The organism is Microvirga sp. CF3016, from assembly GCF_036314085.1.
Taxonomy (GTDB): domain Bacteria; phylum Pseudomonadota; class Alphaproteobacteria; order Rhizobiales; family Beijerinckiaceae; genus Microvirga.
In genome coordinates, this window is sequence record NZ_JAYGGM010000015.1 from 25,258 (window position 1) to 43,150 (window position 17,893).

Consider the following 17,893-nt stretch of genomic DNA (forward strand, 5'->3'; position numbering starts at 1 on the left):
TTGATTCGCCATGGCGGCACCATCTCAGATAGCATTTCTCGATCTTCCTCAGATCGAAGAGCGCCTCAAGGGCCTCGATCTGGTAAGCCTGATGGAGGGTGCATTCGCGGCTTTTTCCCGTGGCGAGGCAGTAGTGCCTGCGCCCGGTGAACTGCTTCTCAGGGATCCGCCGGGCGAGGTGCACATCAAGTACGGGTATCTGACGGATGGGGATACGTACGTGATCAAGGTCGCCTCCGGCTTCTGGAACAATCCGGCAAGAGGCCTCAGCAGCAGCGACGGCCTCCTTCTCGTCTTCAGGAAGGAGACGGGGGAGCTGATGGCTGTTCTCAACGATCGAGGGCGTCTCACAGACCTGCGCACGGCAGCCGCGGGAGCTGTTGCCGCGAAGCATCTCGCGCCTGAGCGAATGGATCGCATCGGCGTCTTGGGCTGCGGCATTCAAGCGGAAATGCAGGTGCAAGCGCTGCAATCAGTCCGGCCATGTCGTCATATCGTGGTCTGGGGACGCAATCCGGAACGAGTGCAGGCTTACGCAAGGCGGATGGAGGAGAAAGATTTTTCTGTTGAGCTCGTGCCTTCGCCATCGGAGGTCGCATCGCGCTGCAGGTTGATCGTCACAGCGACTGCCAGTCCAACACCGCTTCTGCACTGGAGCGATCTCCGTCCTGGAACCCATATCACGGCCATCGGAGCCGACAGTGCGGACAAGCAGGAGCTGGAGCCGGCGATCATCCGCAATGCTGACATTGTCGTGACCGACAGCCGACATCAGGCTCAATCGCGCGGCGAACTGGGGCGCGCCTGCAATTTAGATGTCTCTGTCATGAAGAGAGCGGTCGAGATCGGCGAGATCGTCATGGGAACAGCGAAGGGACGCGCAACGCCGGATCAGGTTACGGTTTCGGCATTCTCAGGACTGGCCATTCAGGACATCGCGATGGCATCGGCCGTTTTGCGACAGCCCTGAGGCGGACATTGTCGATCAGCCAGCCCGTTCGATGCGGCCGATCAGGGCGTCGATCTCAGAAATCGTCTCGCGGCGTCGTTTGCATTGTCTGTCGAGATACCAAGCTCTGCCGATGCTGAGACCGAGAAGCGGCACGGCCCAGACAATGCTGGCCCCATTGAAGATCACCAAGATCAAGAACGAGATGGAAAGGATCCAAGCCTCCATCCGCCCGAAGCCTTCCGTCAATTCGTTCTTCACGACCAATTGCTGCCGCTCGATCAGAAGTTCCGCCCTGGCATGATCGAGCCTGGACCTTTGCCCCATGGCGGGCAGAGTGCCGCGCAAGAATTCAAGAGAGCTCTTGATCGCAGTCAGACGTGATGTTCTTTCAGCTGTTTCGGGTTCCCGCGCGATGGGAGCGAAGGCTGATGCGATGCGCCGATAGAACGCCACGAGCGCAGGCGGCTGGTTGTCCTGTTCGGTCTGATGTTCACTGGGTGCAAAGCGGTCCGTGATGCGGTTGCGGATGCGGGACGCGATGGCATCAGCCTGCCCGTTGCCGGCGGTCTGCCGAAAGGCGTTCGCAACGTGTTCGGCAATTGCCGTCTCCACTGCAGCTTCGGCCCTGTCCGTGGACATCAACAGCTTCCTTCGCCTCTGGTGCCTGGATCACAAAAGGGCCAAGCTGACGAACCGATCGCTCAACCCGAAACGTCCTGTAGCCTCGATACGGCAGTTGCCCCACGGTGAAGGAGTATGGTTAACGAATGGTGAAGCATGGCGCGATATCGCAACCCGTTCGGGGGACGGTCCATGGCTTCCTGAGGGATCGGGATTTTCTCACCGTTGATCGTCCGGGAGCATGCCGGCGAGATCCTGCAGGAACTTGATGGAGCCGGGTGGACGGCCTTCTTGTTCCGCGATCTTGATGATGTTGTTCAGAATATTGGCAATCTCGCTCAGCTTGGCGACGCGCCCTGCTGAGAGAACGTGAAAAAAGGTCGAGAAGGCGACCACGATGGCTTGGTCGTGTTCCTCGAGCCTGCGGCATTGCTCCTTCAGGGCCTTGATATCCCTTTCCTGAGCCGAAACGATTTCCACCAGGGTCAGCATCTGTTCGGCCAGGGTATCTACGGAAGCGTTCATGTCGGATGGGCGTCCCAGGTCTTCGATGTTCGAGCGGGTAGGGGAATGAAAGGTGTCGCCGACGTGGTACCGGAGCGACGCGCTGACCGCGTGCAGTGCGGATGATACGCGATCCGCTGCTTCCAGGTGAGCATCAGGCTCGGCGGGAGACCGGTGACCGAGCACAGCCTCGGACTCATCCGCCCTCACCTTGGGCAGGCCTGTCGCGCGGGTGAAACCGGACACGGCCTGCCGCAAGAAACGACGCAACTTCACCTGGACATCGGCAATCACGTTCCCACGCCTGCTCCATCAACCTGCACTCAATCCCCTTGGAGAGGAAGGCCCCGACGGTATCATGACTTTAGGGCAAATGCTTCAGGAAGCTCTGTGGGCGAACGTGACAGGTTATCCTCTTGCGTAGAGCAGCCGTGCGCGAATGGTTCCTTCGAGGGCGCGGATCTCATCAAGGGTTTCCCGGCTCTGCTCGGGCAATCCTTCCGCCTCGATCACGACATAGCCGATCTCGCCATCCGTCTGCAGGTGCTGGCCCGTGATGTTCAGGCCGCGTTGTGAGAAGGCGTTGTTGAGACGTCCGAGAATGCCGGGCACATTTCGATGCACGTGGATGTAGCGTGTACCGGTGGCGCGGGACGTGAGCTGAACCTGCGGAAAGTTCACGGCTCCGACCGTCGTGCCCACATCGGAATACTCGACGAGCTTCTTCGCAACCTCGGCGCCGATGCGCTCCTGCGCCTCCTCTGTCGAGCCACCGATATGAGGTGTCAGAATAACGTTCGAGAGGCCTTGCAGCGGCGTGACGAAGGGCTCCTTGTTGGAGGTCGGTTCGCTCGGAAAAACGTCCACGGCCGCACCGCGCAGATGTCCGTTGTTGAGAGCCTCAGCCAGTGCGTCGAGATCGACCACGGTGCCCCGGCTGTTGTTGATGAGATAGGCGCCGTGCTTCATCGCGGCGATCTCTGCTTTGCCGATCATGCCGTGGGTGGCGGGCGTCTCGGGAACGTGCAGGCTGACCACGTCGCTCTGGTTCAAGAGGGCATGCAGGCTGTCGGCAGGCTCCGTGTTGCCGTGGCGAAGCTTGTCGGTCTGGTCGAAGAAGATGACCCGCATCCCCATGGCTTCGGCCAGATAGGAGAGCTGCGAGCCGATATTGCCGTAGCCGACGATGCCGAGCGTCTTGCCGCGGACCTCATGGCTGTCGACGGCCGACTTGTCCCATTGCCCGGCATGGGCAGCAGTGGATTTGGGAAAGGTGCGCCGCAGCAGCATGACGATCTCGCCGATCACCAGTTCGGCCACGCTTCGGGTGTTGGAGAAGGGAGCGTTGAAAACGGGTATGCCCGCATGCCGTGCGGCTTCTAGGTCGACCTGATTCGTACCGACGCTGAAGCAGCCGACCGCGATCAGTCTGTTTGCGGCCTCCAGGACCCTGCTCGTCATCTGCGTCCGGGAGCGGATGCCCAGGAGATGGACGCCCTGCAGGGCTTCGATCAGCCGATCCTCGTCGAGAGCCGTCTTGAGGTAGGTCAGGTTCGTATAGCCGGCGCCTCTGATCAGTTCGACAGCGCTGTCGTTCACCCCCTCAAGCAGAAGAACGCGGATCTTGTCTTTCTGAAGAGAGAACATCTCGGACATATCAGCTCCAATTCACCGTGCGCCGGGATGCCATAGCGTCTCGGAGGGATGGTGCAAGCCCCTTTCGGCGCATCCAGCCCATGCCTCGGAGGGTGGGGTGCTCTCGACCGGGGAGGGCCGTACCCCCTATGCACCGACCCGGCGCAGCCGGTCTGAGCTATGATGAGCCAATCCGGTTGCTGCGGCAGCCGGTCTGAGGAGGCGGGAGCCGTTGCCGGATGTACGCACGGCTCCCGTTCCATATTGGGCTGCTCCGCTCCCGGACGCCTGCGGTGGCTCATCGTCGCCGTTCTGCCCGTCAGGGTAAGCCGGGCACTTCCTGAACCGATCCTTCCGGGTTCATCGTTCCCTTGCCGCCGATCCCAAACCGAACGACATTGCGCTCGATCAAGGGCATTGGATCCGATCCGCACTATGAATATCGTTGCGCCTCGCTTACTGATGCCGCTGCTTGCCCAACCGGTTAGGCGCAATGTGCCGATTCCCTGCGATGACCGGATTGCCAAGTAGAAGTATTAAGCTCAAGAGAATGCGCATGTTTGCGGAATACAGGCACGATCATGATCGAAAACATGCCGCGGGAGCAGCGGGCCGTTTGAAAAGCATAGGAAAGAAGAGTGCGGCATTCTTCAACAACCATAGGCATTATACCGCTCATCTAGACCATATCGGCCATGGGTTGATCGTATCCCTGCCGGTAGCGATGGTCATTGCTAATCGGTCTTCTCCCTTGCTTCTGACATGCGCGGCCTTTTTTGTGCTTGCTGCACGTGTCGTATCCGGCACTATGGCCTCCCATCACTGGGCTCGGGAACAGCTTCGAACAGGAGTTCTTATCCTAATCCTCTTCGGGATCACCTACCCTTTGGTCACTCTCGGGTGGGCCTTGAGACCGGCTCTGGGCCTGTTCTCCTGGGGGGAGGCCGTCCTCCCTGTGGTGTCGAGCGCGATCCTGATCGTGAGCTGGCGCGCTGCGCCCCCGCCTCCTTGGATGGTACGAGGCCTTGCTGTGGCCATGGTGATCGCTGCCGCTTTGATCGCCGCGGAACTCCTGCTCGACTTTCCCCTACGCAACTTCTTCCGCGAACGGGTCGGGACCTTCATTCACAACAGGCCGGTCGTGACGCTGTTTCTTCTGCTCGCGCCGGTCATTGCCTTGGTCGGCTTCCGCAGGCGGCGAACGCTCTGCTCGGTGCTGTTGCTCGCGGGCGTGACCACAATCCTCATCTCCGACAGTGAGGCCGCCAAGCTCGGCCTGCTGGCCGCAGCTGGGACGTTCGCGCTCAGCTATGCTCCCTTTGCCCGGGTAAGGTTATTGCTCACGGTCATCCTTCTGGGGCTCATCTGGATGCAGCCCTTTTTCGGGAGCACTGTCGCCAAGCTCATGCCTGATACCGTGATCGAAGCGACTAAGGGAGGACACTCGCGGGAGCGAATCGAACTCTGGCAGGCCTTCAGCGACGTTGCTCGTCGCTATCCCGTGTTCGGGACAGGTTTCGCGTCGTCGCCGCATATGGGCAATCATCCTGTCGCGGCCAAGATCGACTCCGCCTACCGTCAGATGCTGAAGATCGGCCATCCTCACAATGCCTTCCTCCAGGTGTGGGTCGAGCTGGGGGCGGTGGGCGCCCTCCTGTTGAGCCTCCTGGTCCTCTGGGTGCTGAGGTGCCTTGCGGGCGCACCGGACAAGATCCGTCGGGTGGGGTTGATAACCCTCATGTCGGCAAGTGCCATTGCGCTGGTGAGCCATGGGGCCTGGCAGGGTTGGTGGATCTCCGCGGTCGCTCTCGCGGCTGCGCTCCTGACCGTCCGTCCAAGTTCCTCAAAGGATGCGTCCTGACACAGAGCAAGGGAGGGCAAACCATCACCGACCGGGAGGTCCACCCGGCTTGACTGCGCGAATAGGTCGGCGGTTGCCTCCACCGAATTGTCAGGCTTGGCGGGATCCAAGCCGCTCCGGTGTGTGTTTGGCTTCAAACCGTATTGGATGGGCCTTCGAAGCGGACGCTTGCACCCGGAGGCATGACGAGAAGGGGGCCCAGTGCCGCGAATCCTGACCTATAACGTGCACCGCTGTCTTGGGACGGACGGTCGCCTCGCCCCCACGCGGATCGCGGATGTGATTGCAGCCTACGAGCCGGATGTGGTCGCCCTTCAGGAGCTCGACGTGGGGCGCTCCCGGACGGGCGGCATCGACCAGGCCCATGCGATCGCCCAGGCGCTCGGCATGCACGTGCATTTCCATGCCAGCCTGAAGGTTCTCGAAGAGGAATACGGCAACGCGATCCTGACCCACAGGCCGTCGCAGCTCGTGAAGGCGCAAACGCTGCCGGGATGGGCCCGCAAGCCTGCCTTGGAGCCGAGAGGCGCCCTCTGGGCCTCGGTCCAGATCGGCGGCAGAGAGGTTCAGGTGATCAATACCCATCTGGGTTTGCGCCGTCATGAGCGGCTGGCCCAGGTCGATGCGTTGCTCGGACCACACTGGCTTGGGCATAAGGCCTGTCGGGAGCCGACGATCCTTGTGGGAGACCTCAACGCGACGCCTCGGTCCCGGGCCTATCTGCACCTGGCCTCGCACCTTTGGGATGCGCAGGCCCGGCTCGCAAGGCCCAAGGCTACCTTTCCGTCGCGCCTGCCGCTCCTGCGCATCGACCATGTTTTCGTCAGCCGCTCGATCCGCGTCCTGCGGGTCGAAACCGTCAGGACGCCGCTTGCCAGGGTGGCGTCCGATCACCTGCCGCTCCTGGTCGAGTTTCAGATCGCCCAAGGGCAGGCGAGCAGGCACAGCCTTGCCCATGCACGGGAATAAGCGACCCGTGAGGCGGATGTGACGGATCGCAGGGCATTCAACGGCGTTTAGCTCCATGGAGCGGGGCTGTTCTCGGCCCGCGGATTTGACCGGATCGAGGAGAGCGGATGCGGAACTGGAAATATGTCATTGCTGCGGCTGCCGTCGGCCTTGCAGCCTTCCTGCTCTACCGCACGCTCAGCCGCTACAGCCTGGATCAGCTCGTCGCTGCCGTGACGGCCGTGCCCGCGTCCAGGCTCCTGGGTGCCTTCGGGTTCGCGGCCGCGAGTTACCTGTCCCTGACGTTCTTCGATTACCTGGCCCTGCATTACGTCAAACGGCCGCTGCCTTACCCGAAAGCGGCCTTGGTGTCCTTCACGGCCCTGTCGCTGGGCCACAATATCGGGTTGGCCGCCCTGAGCAGCGGCGCGGTCCGCTACCGGTTCTACAGCCGCTGGGGCTTGACGGCGGGCGAGGTCGCGAAGGTGATCGTGTTCTGCGGCGTCACCGTCGGGCTGGGCCTCCTGATCCTGGGGGGAGCAGCGCTCCTGCTGCGCTCCGGGCTGGCGGTGGAAATCACGGGTCTCTCGCGACCGGTCGTTGTGGTATTGGGCCTCGGCTGCCTCGCGCTCCCCGCCCTATACCTCATCCTCTCCGCCTTCATGCGCAAGCCTTTGAAAATAAGACGCTGGACGCTCGAGGTGCCGCCGCTCCGGCTTGCCGTCGGGCAGGTCCTGGTGGGCTCGATCAATTTCGCCTTCGTCGCGGCCTGTCTCCATCAGGCGCTCGCGGCCGTGGCCGACGTGGCCTATCTGGGGGTGGCGTCCGTCTACGTGATCGCCAACGCGACGGCTCTGGTCAGCCATGTTCCCGGCGGCCTGGGGGTGATCGAGAGCGTGGTCATGTATCTGCTGCCGCAGAACGACCTGATCGGGCCGCTCCTGGTGTTCCGATTCGTCTATTTCCTCACGCCGCTGGGCCTGGGAAGCATTCTGTTCGCCGTTACGGAACTGTTCTATCGCCGCACGAGCCGCGCATACGATCCCGACGCGGGCGTCGGGGCGAAGGCTTGAACGTCACTCCTTGCGGCGGCGGAACAGCGAGAGCGGCTCGAACGGTTCGAGCGGATCAAGAAGGCCCGTCCCGGCTGCCGGCACATCCGGGCCGTCATCCGACATGGCTCCGAAGGGGCGGAGGCCTCGCACGCCGGTGTTGAGCTGCTCGATGGCCGCGATGATCGATCCGCCATTGCCAGCCACGGTCCTCGCGAAGGTCTCCGGACTGATGTCCAGATGCTCCGCCAGCAGGCGGTCCCGAAGCCCGGTGATGGTCCGGCGCACCTCCTCCGTCGTGGCCTCGATGGCGGCGTCGCATTCGCTGTCGAGGCCGATCGACCGGTTGTTCAGGTTCGAGGAGCCGATGCGCAGGAACACGTCATCGACGATGATGAGCTTCGAGTGGATCAGGACCTGGCATTCCCCGCCTTCGCCGTTGGGGATGACCGGGTAATAGACCCGCAGCCGGTCATGGCGGTCGCATTTGCGCAGGCGGCGGATGAGCCGGTCCCGGTTGGTCCCCATGACCAACTCTTCGGCCCAGCCGTGGGACTCATGGGTCTGGATGACGACGATCTCAGGGCCGTCGGGATCGGCGAGATGCCGCTCCAAAACGTCGCCCACGCAGGGCGCGGTCATGTATTGCGCCTCGATGTAGATGGTCTTCCGGGCGGCCGAAAGCGCGTCCAGGGTCAAGGCGGCCGCCTCATTGGCGGCAGGCTGCTCCCCCCAGGCCGGATAGGTCCGGGCGATGGCAATCGGCACATGGTGGAAATCAGGCAAGAGGTCGGCCGGCCAGGGGTCGGACCCTGTCGAAACCGGAGCGAGCTCTTCGCCTGTCGCGAATTTCCAGCGCCCATAGCCGACCTCGGCGATGGCGTGCGCGGCCTCGCCGTCCACGGCCATCTGGAGATCGTGGACGGGCTCATAGATGCTCCCGTCGTCCTTCAGCCGGATGGAATCGTCGCAGGCATGGCGCTGGGTATCCCAGCGCTCGACCGTCAGATCCATGCCGCCCACGAACGCGAGCGCGTCGTCGATGCAGACGATCTTCTGGTGATGGGCCGCATAGAGCGGATGATGCGTGTCGAGCTTGAGGTGCAGGCGCGGGTGGTCCTGCCAGTCGGCACCGAAGATCAGCGGTCCCGGTGCGCCGGGCGCGTGGACGACGGCGATGCTCCACACGAGGATCCTGACCTCGAGATCGGGTTTCTCCTCGACGAGCGAGCGGAGCAGGCGGCCGAGCGGCGGCGATTCCTCGGTGCTCACGTCAGGGCGCAGCCGGATGCTGCCGTCGAAATCCCAGCCGATGATCAGGATCGAGCGCTGGGCTCTGCGCAAGGCCGCTTCGAGATGAGAGAAGTAGGGCGCGCCGTCGACCAGGACGCTTGCCCGGTCAGCCTGAGCCACGCGCCAGCAGTTCTGCCCCGGCCGCAGGATGGGCCCAACGGGGGATCGCACCGCCTTGCAGGCGATGTCGGGAGCTTGCAGGCTCGTCGTTTCTTCCAACAGTTGCACGTCAGCCACGTTCTTGAACGGAATATCTTACCAACTGGAGACTGAAGCCAAGGTTCCGGCGGAAACAGACCAGGGGTCGGGCGTTGCCCCCTTGTGGATCCGGCCTTGGCTCAAGCCCATATGGCGGACTGCAACCCAGCCCTAAAGAATATGGTGTCGCCACGTGTTCGATTGGATTGTCAGCCTCATCGATAAGACCGGGTATGTCGGCATTGCCCTCCTCATGCTGCTGGAGAACGTGTTTCCGCCGATCCCGTCGGAGGTGATCATGCCTCTGGCGGGCTTCTCCGCGGCCAAGGGAACGCTTAGCTTCGCCGGAGTGGTTGCCTCCGGCACGGTCGGCTCGCTCGCGGGCGCCTATTTCTGGTTCCTGATCGGCCGCTGGATCGGCCCGAAGCGTCTGAAGCGGTTCGCCGGCCGGCACGGGCGCTGGCTCACGCTGCATCCGGACGAGGTCGAACAGGCCAGGGCCTTCTTTGCCCGGCATCAGGCCGTGGCGCTTTTCCTTGGCCGCCTGATCCCAGCCATCCGATCGCTCATCTCCGTTCCCGCCGGCGTGAACTGCATGCCGATCCCGACCTTTCTCCTGTGGAGCTCCCTCGGAACGGCTCTCTGGACGCTTCTGCTGGCCGGCGCCGGATATCTGCTGGAGAGCCAATACGAGCGCGTCTCGGAATGGCTCAATCCCGTCTCGAACGCGGTCTTCGCGGGTCTCGCGTTCTGGTACGTGTACAGGGTCATCCGCTTCAAGGCGCCGGAGGAGTCCTGATCGGGTTGATGAAAACTTCATCTGGAGCAGTTCTGCGCTGGGCAAACATTTGCCATAGATTCAGCGCTCGACCGTTGCCATTCGCGGGAACTGCCTAATAATCCACATAGTTCATATCCGATGGACGCGAAACCTCGTGGCTGGACGGCGAGACCAGTTCGCGTGTCGCGTCGTCTGTCGAGGCAGGGCATCAGAACGAAGGGCGATCATGGACAAGCAACTCGAAGAAAGAATCCGTGAACGGGCGTATGAGCTTTGGATGCGGCATGGCGGCATCCATGGCCGCGCCGATGACTACTGGTACCAGGCAGAGCGGGAAATTCTCGGCGAAGGCGATGAGGGTGACGGCACAAAGGCGCCCATTATCGATCCGGCGCCGCTGGGCATGACCAGCATGACGGCCGATGAAGAGCTTCCCAGCCCGGCCGCCCCGAAAACCCGCCGGAAGCGCAGCCCCGCCGCGCCCGCTGCGGAAGGAGTTTCTGAAGGCGGTGAGACGCCCGTAGCGGCGCCGACGAAGCGGCGGCGCACGACCCGCGTGACCTGAACGCAGCCGTCGACTGGAGCCTTCAGCCCATGCGGCGGAGGCTTGAGGGGCAGGAGAAAAACTGAAGCCGGATCACATCAGCGAGAACTTGCGGGCGGTTTCAGCGTCTACAGAGCGGGGCAGATGGCTGCCTTTGATGTGAGGACCCGGTCTTGCCGAATTCCAGCGTTTCCCACGCACCTCTCTCCCGCCATGCGATGGCATATGTTCTGGCCGGCGGACGCGGCAGTCGATTGATGGAGCTGACCGATATCCGCGCGAAGCCGGCCGTTTATTTCGGCGGCAACACGCGGATCATCGACTTCGCCCTGTCGAACGCGCTGAACTCCGGAATCAGGCGCATCGGGGTGGCGACGCAGTACAAGGCGCACAGCCTCATCCGCCATCTCCAGCGAGGCTGGAACTTCTTTCGTGCGGAGCGGAACGAGAGCTTCGACATCCTGCCGGCGAGCCAGCGCGTGTCCGAGACGATGTGGTACGAGGGCACGGCCGATGCGGTGTATCAGAACATCGACATCATCTCGAGCATCGATCCCGAATACATCATCATCCTTGCAGGCGATCACGTCTACAAGATGGATTACGAGATCATGCTTCGTCAGCATGTCGATTCGGCAGCCGATGTCACCGTCGGGTGCCTCGAGGTGCCGCGCATGGAGGCGACCGGATTCGGCGTCATGGCCATCGACGAGACGGACCGCATCATCTCGTTCCTGGAAAAGCCTGCCGATCCGCCGGGCATGCCGGACAAGCCCGATATGGCGCTCGCCAGCATGGGCATCTACGTCTTCAACACCAGGTTCCTCTTTGAGCAGTTGCGGCGCGACGCGGAAACTCCCGGCTCGAACCGAGACTTCGGCAAGGACATCATCCCCTATCTGGTTCAGCACGGAAAGGCGGTGGCGCATCGTTTCACCAACTCGTGCGTCCGCTCGGGAGCGGAGGCTGGCGGCAACGCCGCGGAGGCTTATTGGCGAGACGTGGGCACTGTCGATGCGTATTGGGAAGCCAACATCGACCTGACCGCGATCGTGCCCTCTCTCGATCTCTATGATCGCGACTGGCCGATTTCGACCTTCTCCGAGACATGGCCGCCAGCCAAATTCGTTCACGATGAGGAAGATCGGCGCGGGCATGCGATCAATTCGCTGGTTTCGAGCGGCTGCATCGTTTCCGGTGCGGCCCTACGCCGGTCCCTCGTTTTCACGGCTGTGCATCTGCATTCCCATGCCGAGGTCGAGGGAGCTGTGCTTCTTCCCTACGTGGAGATCGGCCGCGGAGCTCGCTTGACGAACGTGGTCGTCGATCGTGGCGTACGCATTCCCGACGGGCTTGTTGTCGGGGAGGATCCCGAACTGGATGCCCGTAGGTTCCGCCGCACCGAGAAGGGGATCTGCCTCATCACGAAGCCGATGATCGAGAGATTGGCGGAATGAAGCCTCTGAGCGTTCTGTCGGTCACGTCTGAGGTCTTTCCCATCATCAAGACCGGTGGATTGGCCGATGTGGCCGGTGCCCTGCCGTCTGCGCTTGCTCAAGAGGGCGTAACGGTCGTCACGCTCGTGCCGGGCTATCCCGCCGTGCTGAAGGCTCTGGAACGCTCCGAAGTCCTGCACCAGTATGCGAGCTTCTTCGGCGCAACCGCGCGGCTTCTCTCGGGCAGGGCAGGAGGCATCGATCTCTTCGTCATCGACGCTCCCCATCTCTTCGAACGCCCGGGCTCGCCCTATCTCGCGCCGAACGGCCGCGACTGGCCGGACAACGCCCGCCGGTTCGCGGCGCTCGGGCGGGCTGCAGCCGATATCGGGCAGGGTCTGACTCCGGGGTTCATGCCCGATGTCATTCACTCCCATGATTGGCAGGCGGGCCTCGCGCCGGTCTATCTGAGCCTCACCGGCGGCACACGTCCCGGGACGGTCATCACCATTCACAACATCGCCTTCCAGGGCATCTTCCCGGCCGATCTCCTTTTCGAGCTCGGCCTGCCTGCCAGCGTCTTCACGGTGGACGGTGTCGAGTATTACGGGCAGATCGGCTTTCTGAAGGCCGGCCTGCAGCTTGCGGACCGCATCACCACCGTGTCCCCGACCTATGCCAAGGAGATCCAGACGCCTGAGGGTGGAATGGCCCTCGACGGGTTGCTGCGTGCCCGTTCAAGCGTCGTCTCCGGCATTCTCAACGGCATCGACGACAAGGTGTGGGATCCCTCGACGGATGTGCACCTCGCGCAGCCTTACGACGCCGACGGCCTCGAAGCACGGGCAGTCAACAAGCGGTCGTTGCAGGAGCGCTTGGGGCTGAAACCCGATCCCGACGCGCTCCTCTTCGGCGTCGTCAGCCGCCTGTCGGAGCAGAAGGGGCTCGACCTCGTGCTCGCAGGCCTCTCGCGTCTCCTCGCGGAGGGTGCGCAATTGGCTCTGTTGGGAGCAGGAGACAAGGCGCTGGAGGACAGCTTTCAGACAGCGCGGATCGTCTATCCCGGACAGGTCGGCTGCTTTGTCGGCTACGACGAAGCGCTCGCTCACCAAATTCAAGGCGGAAGCGACGCGCTTCTCGTCCCGTCGCGGTTCGAACCCTGCGGCCTGACGCAGCTCTGCGCCATGCGCTATGGGAGCATCCCCATCGTTTCCCGTGTGGGCGGGCTCGCCGATACGATCATCGACGCCAATGAGATGGCCATCGCCACCGGTGCGGCGACGGGTTTCCAGTTCGGGCCCGTCAACCTCGGCGCAGCGCTCGATGCCTTCGATCGGGCGAAGCATCTGTGGCGCGATAAGGATGCCTGGCGGCGCCTGCAGGTGAACGGCATGAGGGCCGATGTGAGCTGGCGCCGCCCGGCGAGGCAGTACGCCGATCTCTATCGCTCCTGCCTTCGGGCATCCTGAGTGGGGAAAAGCGCCGGCTAAGCGCTTTTCTTCTTCTCCGCCTTCCGCTGCTTCTCGGGCTTCAGCTGGAAGAGAAGCAGAGAGTGGGCGGTCACGGTGTATACCTTGCCGAAGCCGAACTCGGTCGGCACTTCGAGATCAGGCTGGTTGGTATCGATGTGACACATCCAGGCTTCGCCGCCGATCACTTCCGGCAACGTGCACTTCACCACGTCATGATGCGCATTCAGGATCAGCAGTAGGGTCACGTCGGTGCCGCGTCGGCGGATGCCGGTCGGTTGGGCGCGACCGTCGAGCAGGATGCTGATGCAGCGGGCATTCGGATCCTGCCAATGCTCGGGCGTCATCTCGTCTCCGGCGGGCGTGAGCCAGGTCACGTCCTTGACGTCGAGTTCCTCGTTGTAGACGCCGGACAGGAACCGTCCCCTGCGCAGGATCGGAAGATCCTGGCGCAACTGGATGAGCTTGCGGGTGAATTCGAGAAGCTCGATGCCGTCTTCGTCGATCCCCTCCCAGTCGATCCAGGAGATCTCGTTGTCCTGGCAATAGGCATTGTTGTTGCCCTGCTGGGTGCGTGCAAACTCGTCGCCGGCGAGCAGCATGGGCGTTCCCTGCGAGAAGAGCAGGGTGGCGAGCATGTTGCGCATCTGGCGCAGCCGCAGGGTACGGATCTTCGGATCGTCCGTCGGGCCTTCGGCGCCGTAGTTGAAGGACAGGTTGTGATCGTGGCCGTCCTTGTTGTCCTCGCCGTTCGCCTCGTTGTGCTTCTCGTTGTAGGATACGAGATCGTTGAGGGTGAATCCGTCATGGGCGGTGATGAAGTTGACGGATGCCCAGGGTCTCCGCCCGCGCTTGTTGAATATGTCGGCCGATGCGGTGAGGCGGGAGGCAAGCTCCGGCAGCTTTCCCTCTTCGCCTTTCCAATAACCTCGCACCGTGTCGCGATAACGATCGTTCCATTCGGCCCATCCGGGAGAGAAGCGTCCGACCTGATAGCCGCCGGGGCCGCAATCCCATGGCTCCGCAATCAATTTGACTTGGCTGAGCGCCGGATCCTGGCGGCAGGTGTCGAGGAAGCGTCCGTCCTCCTCGAACCCGTGTGGCTCACGACCGAGGATGGTTGCGAGGTCGAAGCGGAAGCCGTCGATCTGCACCTCCTGCGCCCAGTAGCGCAAGGAATCCGTCACCATCTGCAGCACGCGGGAATGGCTGAGATTGACCGTGTTTCCGGTGCCGGTGTCGTTGATGTAGTAGCGCTTATCGGGGGCAAGCCTGTAATAGGATGCGTTGTCGATCCCCTTGAAGGACAGGGTGGGCCCGAGCTCGTTGCCCTCCGCCGTGTGGTTGTAGACCACGTCGAGGATCACCTCGATCCCGGCATCGTGAAGATGGCTTACCATCTCCTTCACTTCGTTCACGAAAGGTGTCGCGAGATACCGCGGTTGCGGCGCGAAAAATCCTATGGAGTTGTAGCCCCAGTAGTTCCGCAATCCCTTGTCGATCAGGTAGCTGTCGTCCACGAAGGCATGGATGGGGAGCAGCTCGACGGCGGTGACGCCGAGCGTCCTGATATATTCGATCACCTCATGCTGCATGAGTCCCGAGAAGGTGCCGCGCAGCTCCCGGGGCACGGCCGGGTGCTGCATGGTGAAGCCGCGTAGATGCGTCTCGTAGACGATCGTGCGCTCCCACGGGATCTGCGGCCTGCGGACGCGCCCCCAGGTAAAGGCCGATTCCACGACCCGGCACTTGGGCATGAAGCGCGCGCTGTCCCGCTTGTCGAAGGACAAGTCCGCATCCGGCGAGCCGATGGTGTAGCCGAAGAGGGCCGGGTTCCAGACCAGATCGCCGATGAGCTGGCGGGCATAGGGGTCGAGCAGGAGCTTGTTCGGATTGAAGCGGTGTCCCTCTTTCGGATCGTACGGACCGTAGACGCGGTAGCCATAGGTCGTGCCGGGCCGCGCATCCGGCAGATAGCCGTGCCAGACCTCGTCGGTATATTCGGGAAGCTCGATCCGCTCCAGTTCGTTGCGACCCTCCAGATCGAACAGGCAGAGCTCGACCTTCGTAGCGTTGGCGGAGAAGATGGCGAAGTTGACGCCAAGTCCGTCCCAGGTCGCTCCCAGCGGGTAGGGCAATCCCTCCCGCACGCGCGATGTGCGCCTCACGTTCGGAGCAACGACCTGAGCTGCCGGCATATCACGGGTGTCGACTTTGTCGTTCATTCTGGAATCTCAAAACCAAGCGGAGAAAACGTTCTGGTGATCAACGCGCGACCTCTGGGTAAGTCCCCGGCAAGCGGAACTATATGTTCGCTCTCGAGCCGTCCTGGTCGAGAACGAGGATCAGTGTCGCCAGCGGCGGGATCGTGAGGGTCAGGGAGCAGGGCTGACCATGGCTCGGCCTGTCCTCGGCCTTGATCCCGCCGAGATTGCCAATGTTGCTGCCGCCATACTGGGCGGCGTCCGTGTTGACCGCCTCGCGATAGAAACCCGGCAGCGGAACGCCGATGCGATATGTTTCACGTGGAACGGGCGTGAAGTTCGACACGACGATAGCCAGGGATTTCTCGTCGTCTCCGCGCCGTGCCCAGGCGATGACGCTGTTATCGCGGTCATCCGAGACGAGCCACTCGAATCCCTTCGCTTCGCAGTCGCGCTCATGCAGGGCCGGAATGGAGCAGTAGGCGTGGTTGAGGTCTCCGATCAGACGCTGGACGCCCTTGTGGTAGGAGTCGTCAAGAAGATGCCAATCGAGGCTCTCGTCGTGGTTCCATTCCCGCTCCTGGGCGATTTCCCCGCCCATGAACAGGAGCTTCTTGCCGGGATGTCCCCACATGAAGCCGAAATAGGCACGGAGATTGGCGAACCGTTGCCACCGGTCGCCCGGCATCTTGCCGAGGAGCGATCCTTTGCCGTGCACGACCTCGTCGTGGCTCAGCGGCAGGATGAAGTTCTCAGAAAAGGCGTAGAGCAGGCCGAAGGTCAGGTCGTGATGGTGGTACTGGCGGAAGACGGGATCCTTGCTGATGTAGCGCAAGGTGTCGTGCATCCAGCCCATGTTCCATTTGAAGCCGAAGCCGAGGCCTCCCGTATAGGTGGGCTGCGAAACGCCCGGCCAAGCGGTGGATTCCTCCGCAATGGTGACGGCACCCGGCGAGGTGGCATAGGCGACCTCGTTCATCTTGCGGATGAAGTCGATTGCGCCGAGATTCTCATTTCCGCCGTAGCGGTTCGGGATCCACTCACCCGGCTTGCGCGAGTAATCGAGGTAGAGCATGGACGCGACGGCATCGACCCGCAATCCGTCGAGATGATAGCGTTCCAGCCAGAAGCGGGCATTCGCCACGAGGAAGCTCATCACCTCCTGGCGTTCGAAATTATAGATGTAGGTGCCCCAATCCTGGTGAAAACCTAAGCGCGGATCGGCATGCTCGTAGAGATGCGTTCCGTCGAAATAGGACAATCCATGCGGGTCGTTCGGGAAATGCGCCGGCACCCAGTCGAGGATGATGCCGATCCCGGCTGCGTGCGCCGCCTCGACGAATGCTGCAAAATCCTCCGGCGTGCCGAAGCGGCTCGTCGGCGCGTACAGCGAAATGGGCTGATAGCCCCACGAGCCGTCGAACGGGAATTCGGTGATCGGCAGAAGCTCGATATGCGTGAAGCCGAGATTCTTCACATAGGGAATGAGCCGCACGGCCAATTCGCGATAGGTCAGATAGCGGTTGCCTTCCTCGGGGATGCGGGCCCAGGATCCGAGATGGCACTCGTAGATCGACATCGGCGCCTTGCGATGATTCTGCGCGGAGCGCGAGGTCATCCACTCCGCGTCCTGCCACTCGAAACTCGGTGCGCCTTTGAGGATGGAGGCGGTGGCCGGCGGGTGCTCCGCAGCAAAGGCGACGGGATCGGCCTTGAGGGCGAGAAGATTGCCGTGAAGGCCGATGATCTCGAACTTGTAGCGCTGATCCGGCGTGATGTCCGGAATGAACAGCTCCCAGATCCCGCCTTCATGGCGGCGGCGCATCGGATGGCACCGTCCATCCCAGGAATTGAAATCGCCGACCACGCTCACCCGGCGGGCATTGGGTGCCCAGACCGTGAAGAGAAAACCCTGTATTCCTCCTAGATCGAGGAAATGGGCGCCGAGCTTGGTGTAGACGGCATCGCTTGTCGGATCGCCGATCTGAACGAGCTCCTCATGGGAAAGGAAGGTGCCGAAGCTGTAGGGATCGTGCCGGATCTCGATCGCGCCCTGTCTTTCGATCCGCAGCCGGTAGTCTGGCCGTCCGGAGGAACTGAAGGAGGCAACGAGCAGGCCATCGGGAGGCATCCGCTCCATGGCGCCGAGAACGGTCTGCCCGTCTTGGTCGAGCACCGTCACGGCATCGACGTCCGGCACGATGGCCCGGATCTCCCACAGGCCGGGCGAAATCTCATGGGGCCCCAGGACAGCAAAAGGGTCGCCTGAATTGACGATCTCGGCAACCGATGGCGGCTCAGCCGGGCGCGTCGGCGCGCTCTGCGATCCACGACGGTGCTGATCCATTCGGTTATTCCCCTTCATCTGGTGACCCATCGGCGCCGGCGGAGCGGC

The 17,893-nt window shown here is 62.5% G+C and carries 14 protein-coding genes; 8 read left to right on the forward strand and 6 right to left on the reverse strand.

Annotated elements, in window-relative coordinates:
- Nucleotides 1-10 precede the first annotated feature (10 nt).
- Nucleotides 11-970: an ornithine cyclodeaminase family protein gene (locus VB672_RS20000; RefSeq protein ID WP_329785972.1), complete on the forward strand. Its 960-nt coding sequence runs from the start codon at nt 11-13 to the stop codon at nt 968-970.
- Nucleotides 971-985: 15 nt separating this feature from the next.
- On the opposite strand, the gene VB672_RS20005 is transcribed toward VB672_RS20000, so the two are convergent.
- From VB672_RS20005 to serA, 3 genes are all read right to left on the reverse strand, one after another.
- Nucleotides 986-1,591 (reverse strand): hypothetical protein, encoded by a 606-nt coding sequence (locus VB672_RS20005; RefSeq protein ID WP_329785973.1) that lies wholly within the window; start codon nt 1,589-1,591, stop codon nt 986-988.
- A gap of 201 nt (nt 1,592-1,792) precedes the next feature.
- Nucleotides 1,793-2,371 carry a hypothetical protein gene (locus tag VB672_RS20010; RefSeq protein ID WP_329785974.1) on the reverse strand — a complete coding sequence of 193 codons (579 nt, stop codon included), beginning with the start codon at nt 2,369-2,371 and terminating at the stop codon, nt 1,793-1,795.
- 114 nt (nt 2,372-2,485) lie between these two features.
- Nucleotides 2,486-3,733, reverse strand: a complete 1,248-nt coding sequence (gene serA, locus VB672_RS20015; protein ID WP_329785975.1) for a phosphoglycerate dehydrogenase — start codon at nt 3,731-3,733, stop codon at nt 2,486-2,488.
- A gap of 865 nt (nt 3,734-4,598) precedes the next feature.
- Between serA and VB672_RS20020 the strand changes: the two genes are divergently transcribed.
- From VB672_RS20020 to VB672_RS20030, 3 genes are all read left to right on the forward strand, one after another.
- Nucleotides 4,599-5,573 (forward strand): O-antigen ligase family protein, encoded by a 975-nt coding sequence (locus VB672_RS20020; RefSeq protein ID WP_329785976.1) that lies wholly within the window; start codon nt 4,599-4,601, stop codon nt 5,571-5,573.
- Between the two features lie 201 nt (nt 5,574-5,774).
- Nucleotides 5,775-6,542 carry an endonuclease/exonuclease/phosphatase family protein gene (locus VB672_RS20025; RefSeq protein ID WP_329785977.1) on the forward strand — a complete coding sequence of 256 codons (768 nt, stop codon included), beginning with the start codon at nt 5,775-5,777 and terminating at the stop codon, nt 6,540-6,542.
- A 107-nt stretch (nt 6,543-6,649) separates the two neighbouring features.
- Nucleotides 6,650-7,594, forward strand: a complete 945-nt coding sequence (locus tag VB672_RS20030; RefSeq protein ID WP_329785978.1) for a UPF0104 family protein — start codon at nt 6,650-6,652, stop codon at nt 7,592-7,594.
- 3 nt (nt 7,595-7,597) lie between these two features.
- Here VB672_RS20030 and VB672_RS20035 read toward each other — a convergent pair whose 3' ends face one another.
- Nucleotides 7,598-9,094, reverse strand: a complete 1,497-nt coding sequence (locus VB672_RS20035) for a phospholipase D-like domain-containing protein (protein WP_329785979.1) — start codon at nt 9,092-9,094, stop codon at nt 7,598-7,600.
- Nucleotides 9,095-9,257: 163 nt separating this feature from the next.
- Here VB672_RS20035 and VB672_RS20040 point away from each other — a divergent pair, with 163 nt between their 5' ends.
- The 4 genes from VB672_RS20040 (at nt 9,258) to glgA (ending at nt 13,294) form a co-directional block, all read left to right on the forward strand.
- Complete coding sequence (locus tag VB672_RS20040) at nt 9,258-9,863, forward strand: DedA family protein (protein WP_329785980.1); 606 nt, start codon at nt 9,258-9,260, stop codon at nt 9,861-9,863.
- 208 nt (nt 9,864-10,071) lie between these two features.
- Complete coding sequence (locus VB672_RS20045; protein WP_329785981.1) at nt 10,072-10,410, forward strand: DUF2934 domain-containing protein; 339 nt, start codon at nt 10,072-10,074, stop codon at nt 10,408-10,410.
- Nucleotides 10,411-10,562: 152 nt separating this feature from the next.
- The gene (glgC, locus tag VB672_RS20050; RefSeq protein ID WP_329785982.1) at nt 10,563-11,846 is read left to right on the forward strand and encodes a glucose-1-phosphate adenylyltransferase; all 1,284 of its coding nucleotides are present in this window, start codon (nt 10,563-10,565) and stop codon (nt 11,844-11,846) included.
- The gene (gene glgA, locus VB672_RS20055; RefSeq protein ID WP_329785983.1) at nt 11,843-13,294 is read left to right on the forward strand and encodes a glycogen synthase GlgA; all 1,452 of its coding nucleotides are present in this window, start codon (nt 11,843-11,845) and stop codon (nt 13,292-13,294) included. Before glgC ends, glgA begins: the two co-directional genes overlap by 4 nt.
- Before the next feature lie 17 nt (nt 13,295-13,311).
- On the opposite strand, the gene glgX is transcribed toward glgA, so the two are convergent.
- Nucleotides 13,312-15,492 carry a glycogen debranching protein GlgX gene (glgX, locus tag VB672_RS20060; protein WP_329786055.1) on the reverse strand — a complete coding sequence of 727 codons (2,181 nt, stop codon included), beginning with the start codon at nt 15,490-15,492 and terminating at the stop codon, nt 13,312-13,314.
- Between the two features lie 106 nt (nt 15,493-15,598).
- Nucleotides 15,599-17,845, reverse strand: a complete 2,247-nt coding sequence (gene glgB / locus VB672_RS20065) for a 1,4-alpha-glucan branching protein GlgB (RefSeq protein WP_329785984.1) — start codon at nt 17,843-17,845, stop codon at nt 15,599-15,601.
- Nucleotides 17,846-17,893: the final 48 nt, after the last annotated feature.

What these genes read in the sequence shown, in the direction of transcription:
- VB672_RS20000 (WP_329785972.1), top strand. Translation starts at nt 11, where the DNA reads ATGGCGGCACCATCTCAGATAGCATTTCTCGATCTTCCTCAGATCGAA.
- VB672_RS20005 (WP_329785973.1), bottom strand. Translation starts at nt 1,591, where the DNA reads ATGTCCACGGACAGGGCCGAAGCTGCAGTGGAGACGGCAATTGCCGAA.
- serA (WP_329785975.1), bottom strand. Translation starts at nt 3,733, where the DNA reads ATGTCCGAGATGTTCTCTCTTCAGAAAGACAAGATCCGCGTTCTTCTG.
- VB672_RS20030 (WP_329785978.1), top strand. Translation starts at nt 6,650, where the DNA reads ATGCGGAACTGGAAATATGTCATTGCTGCGGCTGCCGTCGGCCTTGCA.
- VB672_RS20045 (WP_329785981.1), top strand. Translation starts at nt 10,072, where the DNA reads ATGGACAAGCAACTCGAAGAAAGAATCCGTGAACGGGCGTATGAGCTT.
- glgA (WP_329785983.1), top strand. Translation starts at nt 11,843, where the DNA reads ATGAAGCCTCTGAGCGTTCTGTCGGTCACGTCTGAGGTCTTTCCCATC.
- glgX (WP_329786055.1), bottom strand. Translation starts at nt 15,492, where the DNA reads ATGCCGGCAGCTCAGGTCGTTGCTCCGAACGTGAGGCGCACATCGCGC.
- glgB (WP_329785984.1), bottom strand. Translation starts at nt 17,845, where the DNA reads ATGGATCAGCACCGTCGTGGATCGCAGAGCGCGCCGACGCGCCCGGCT.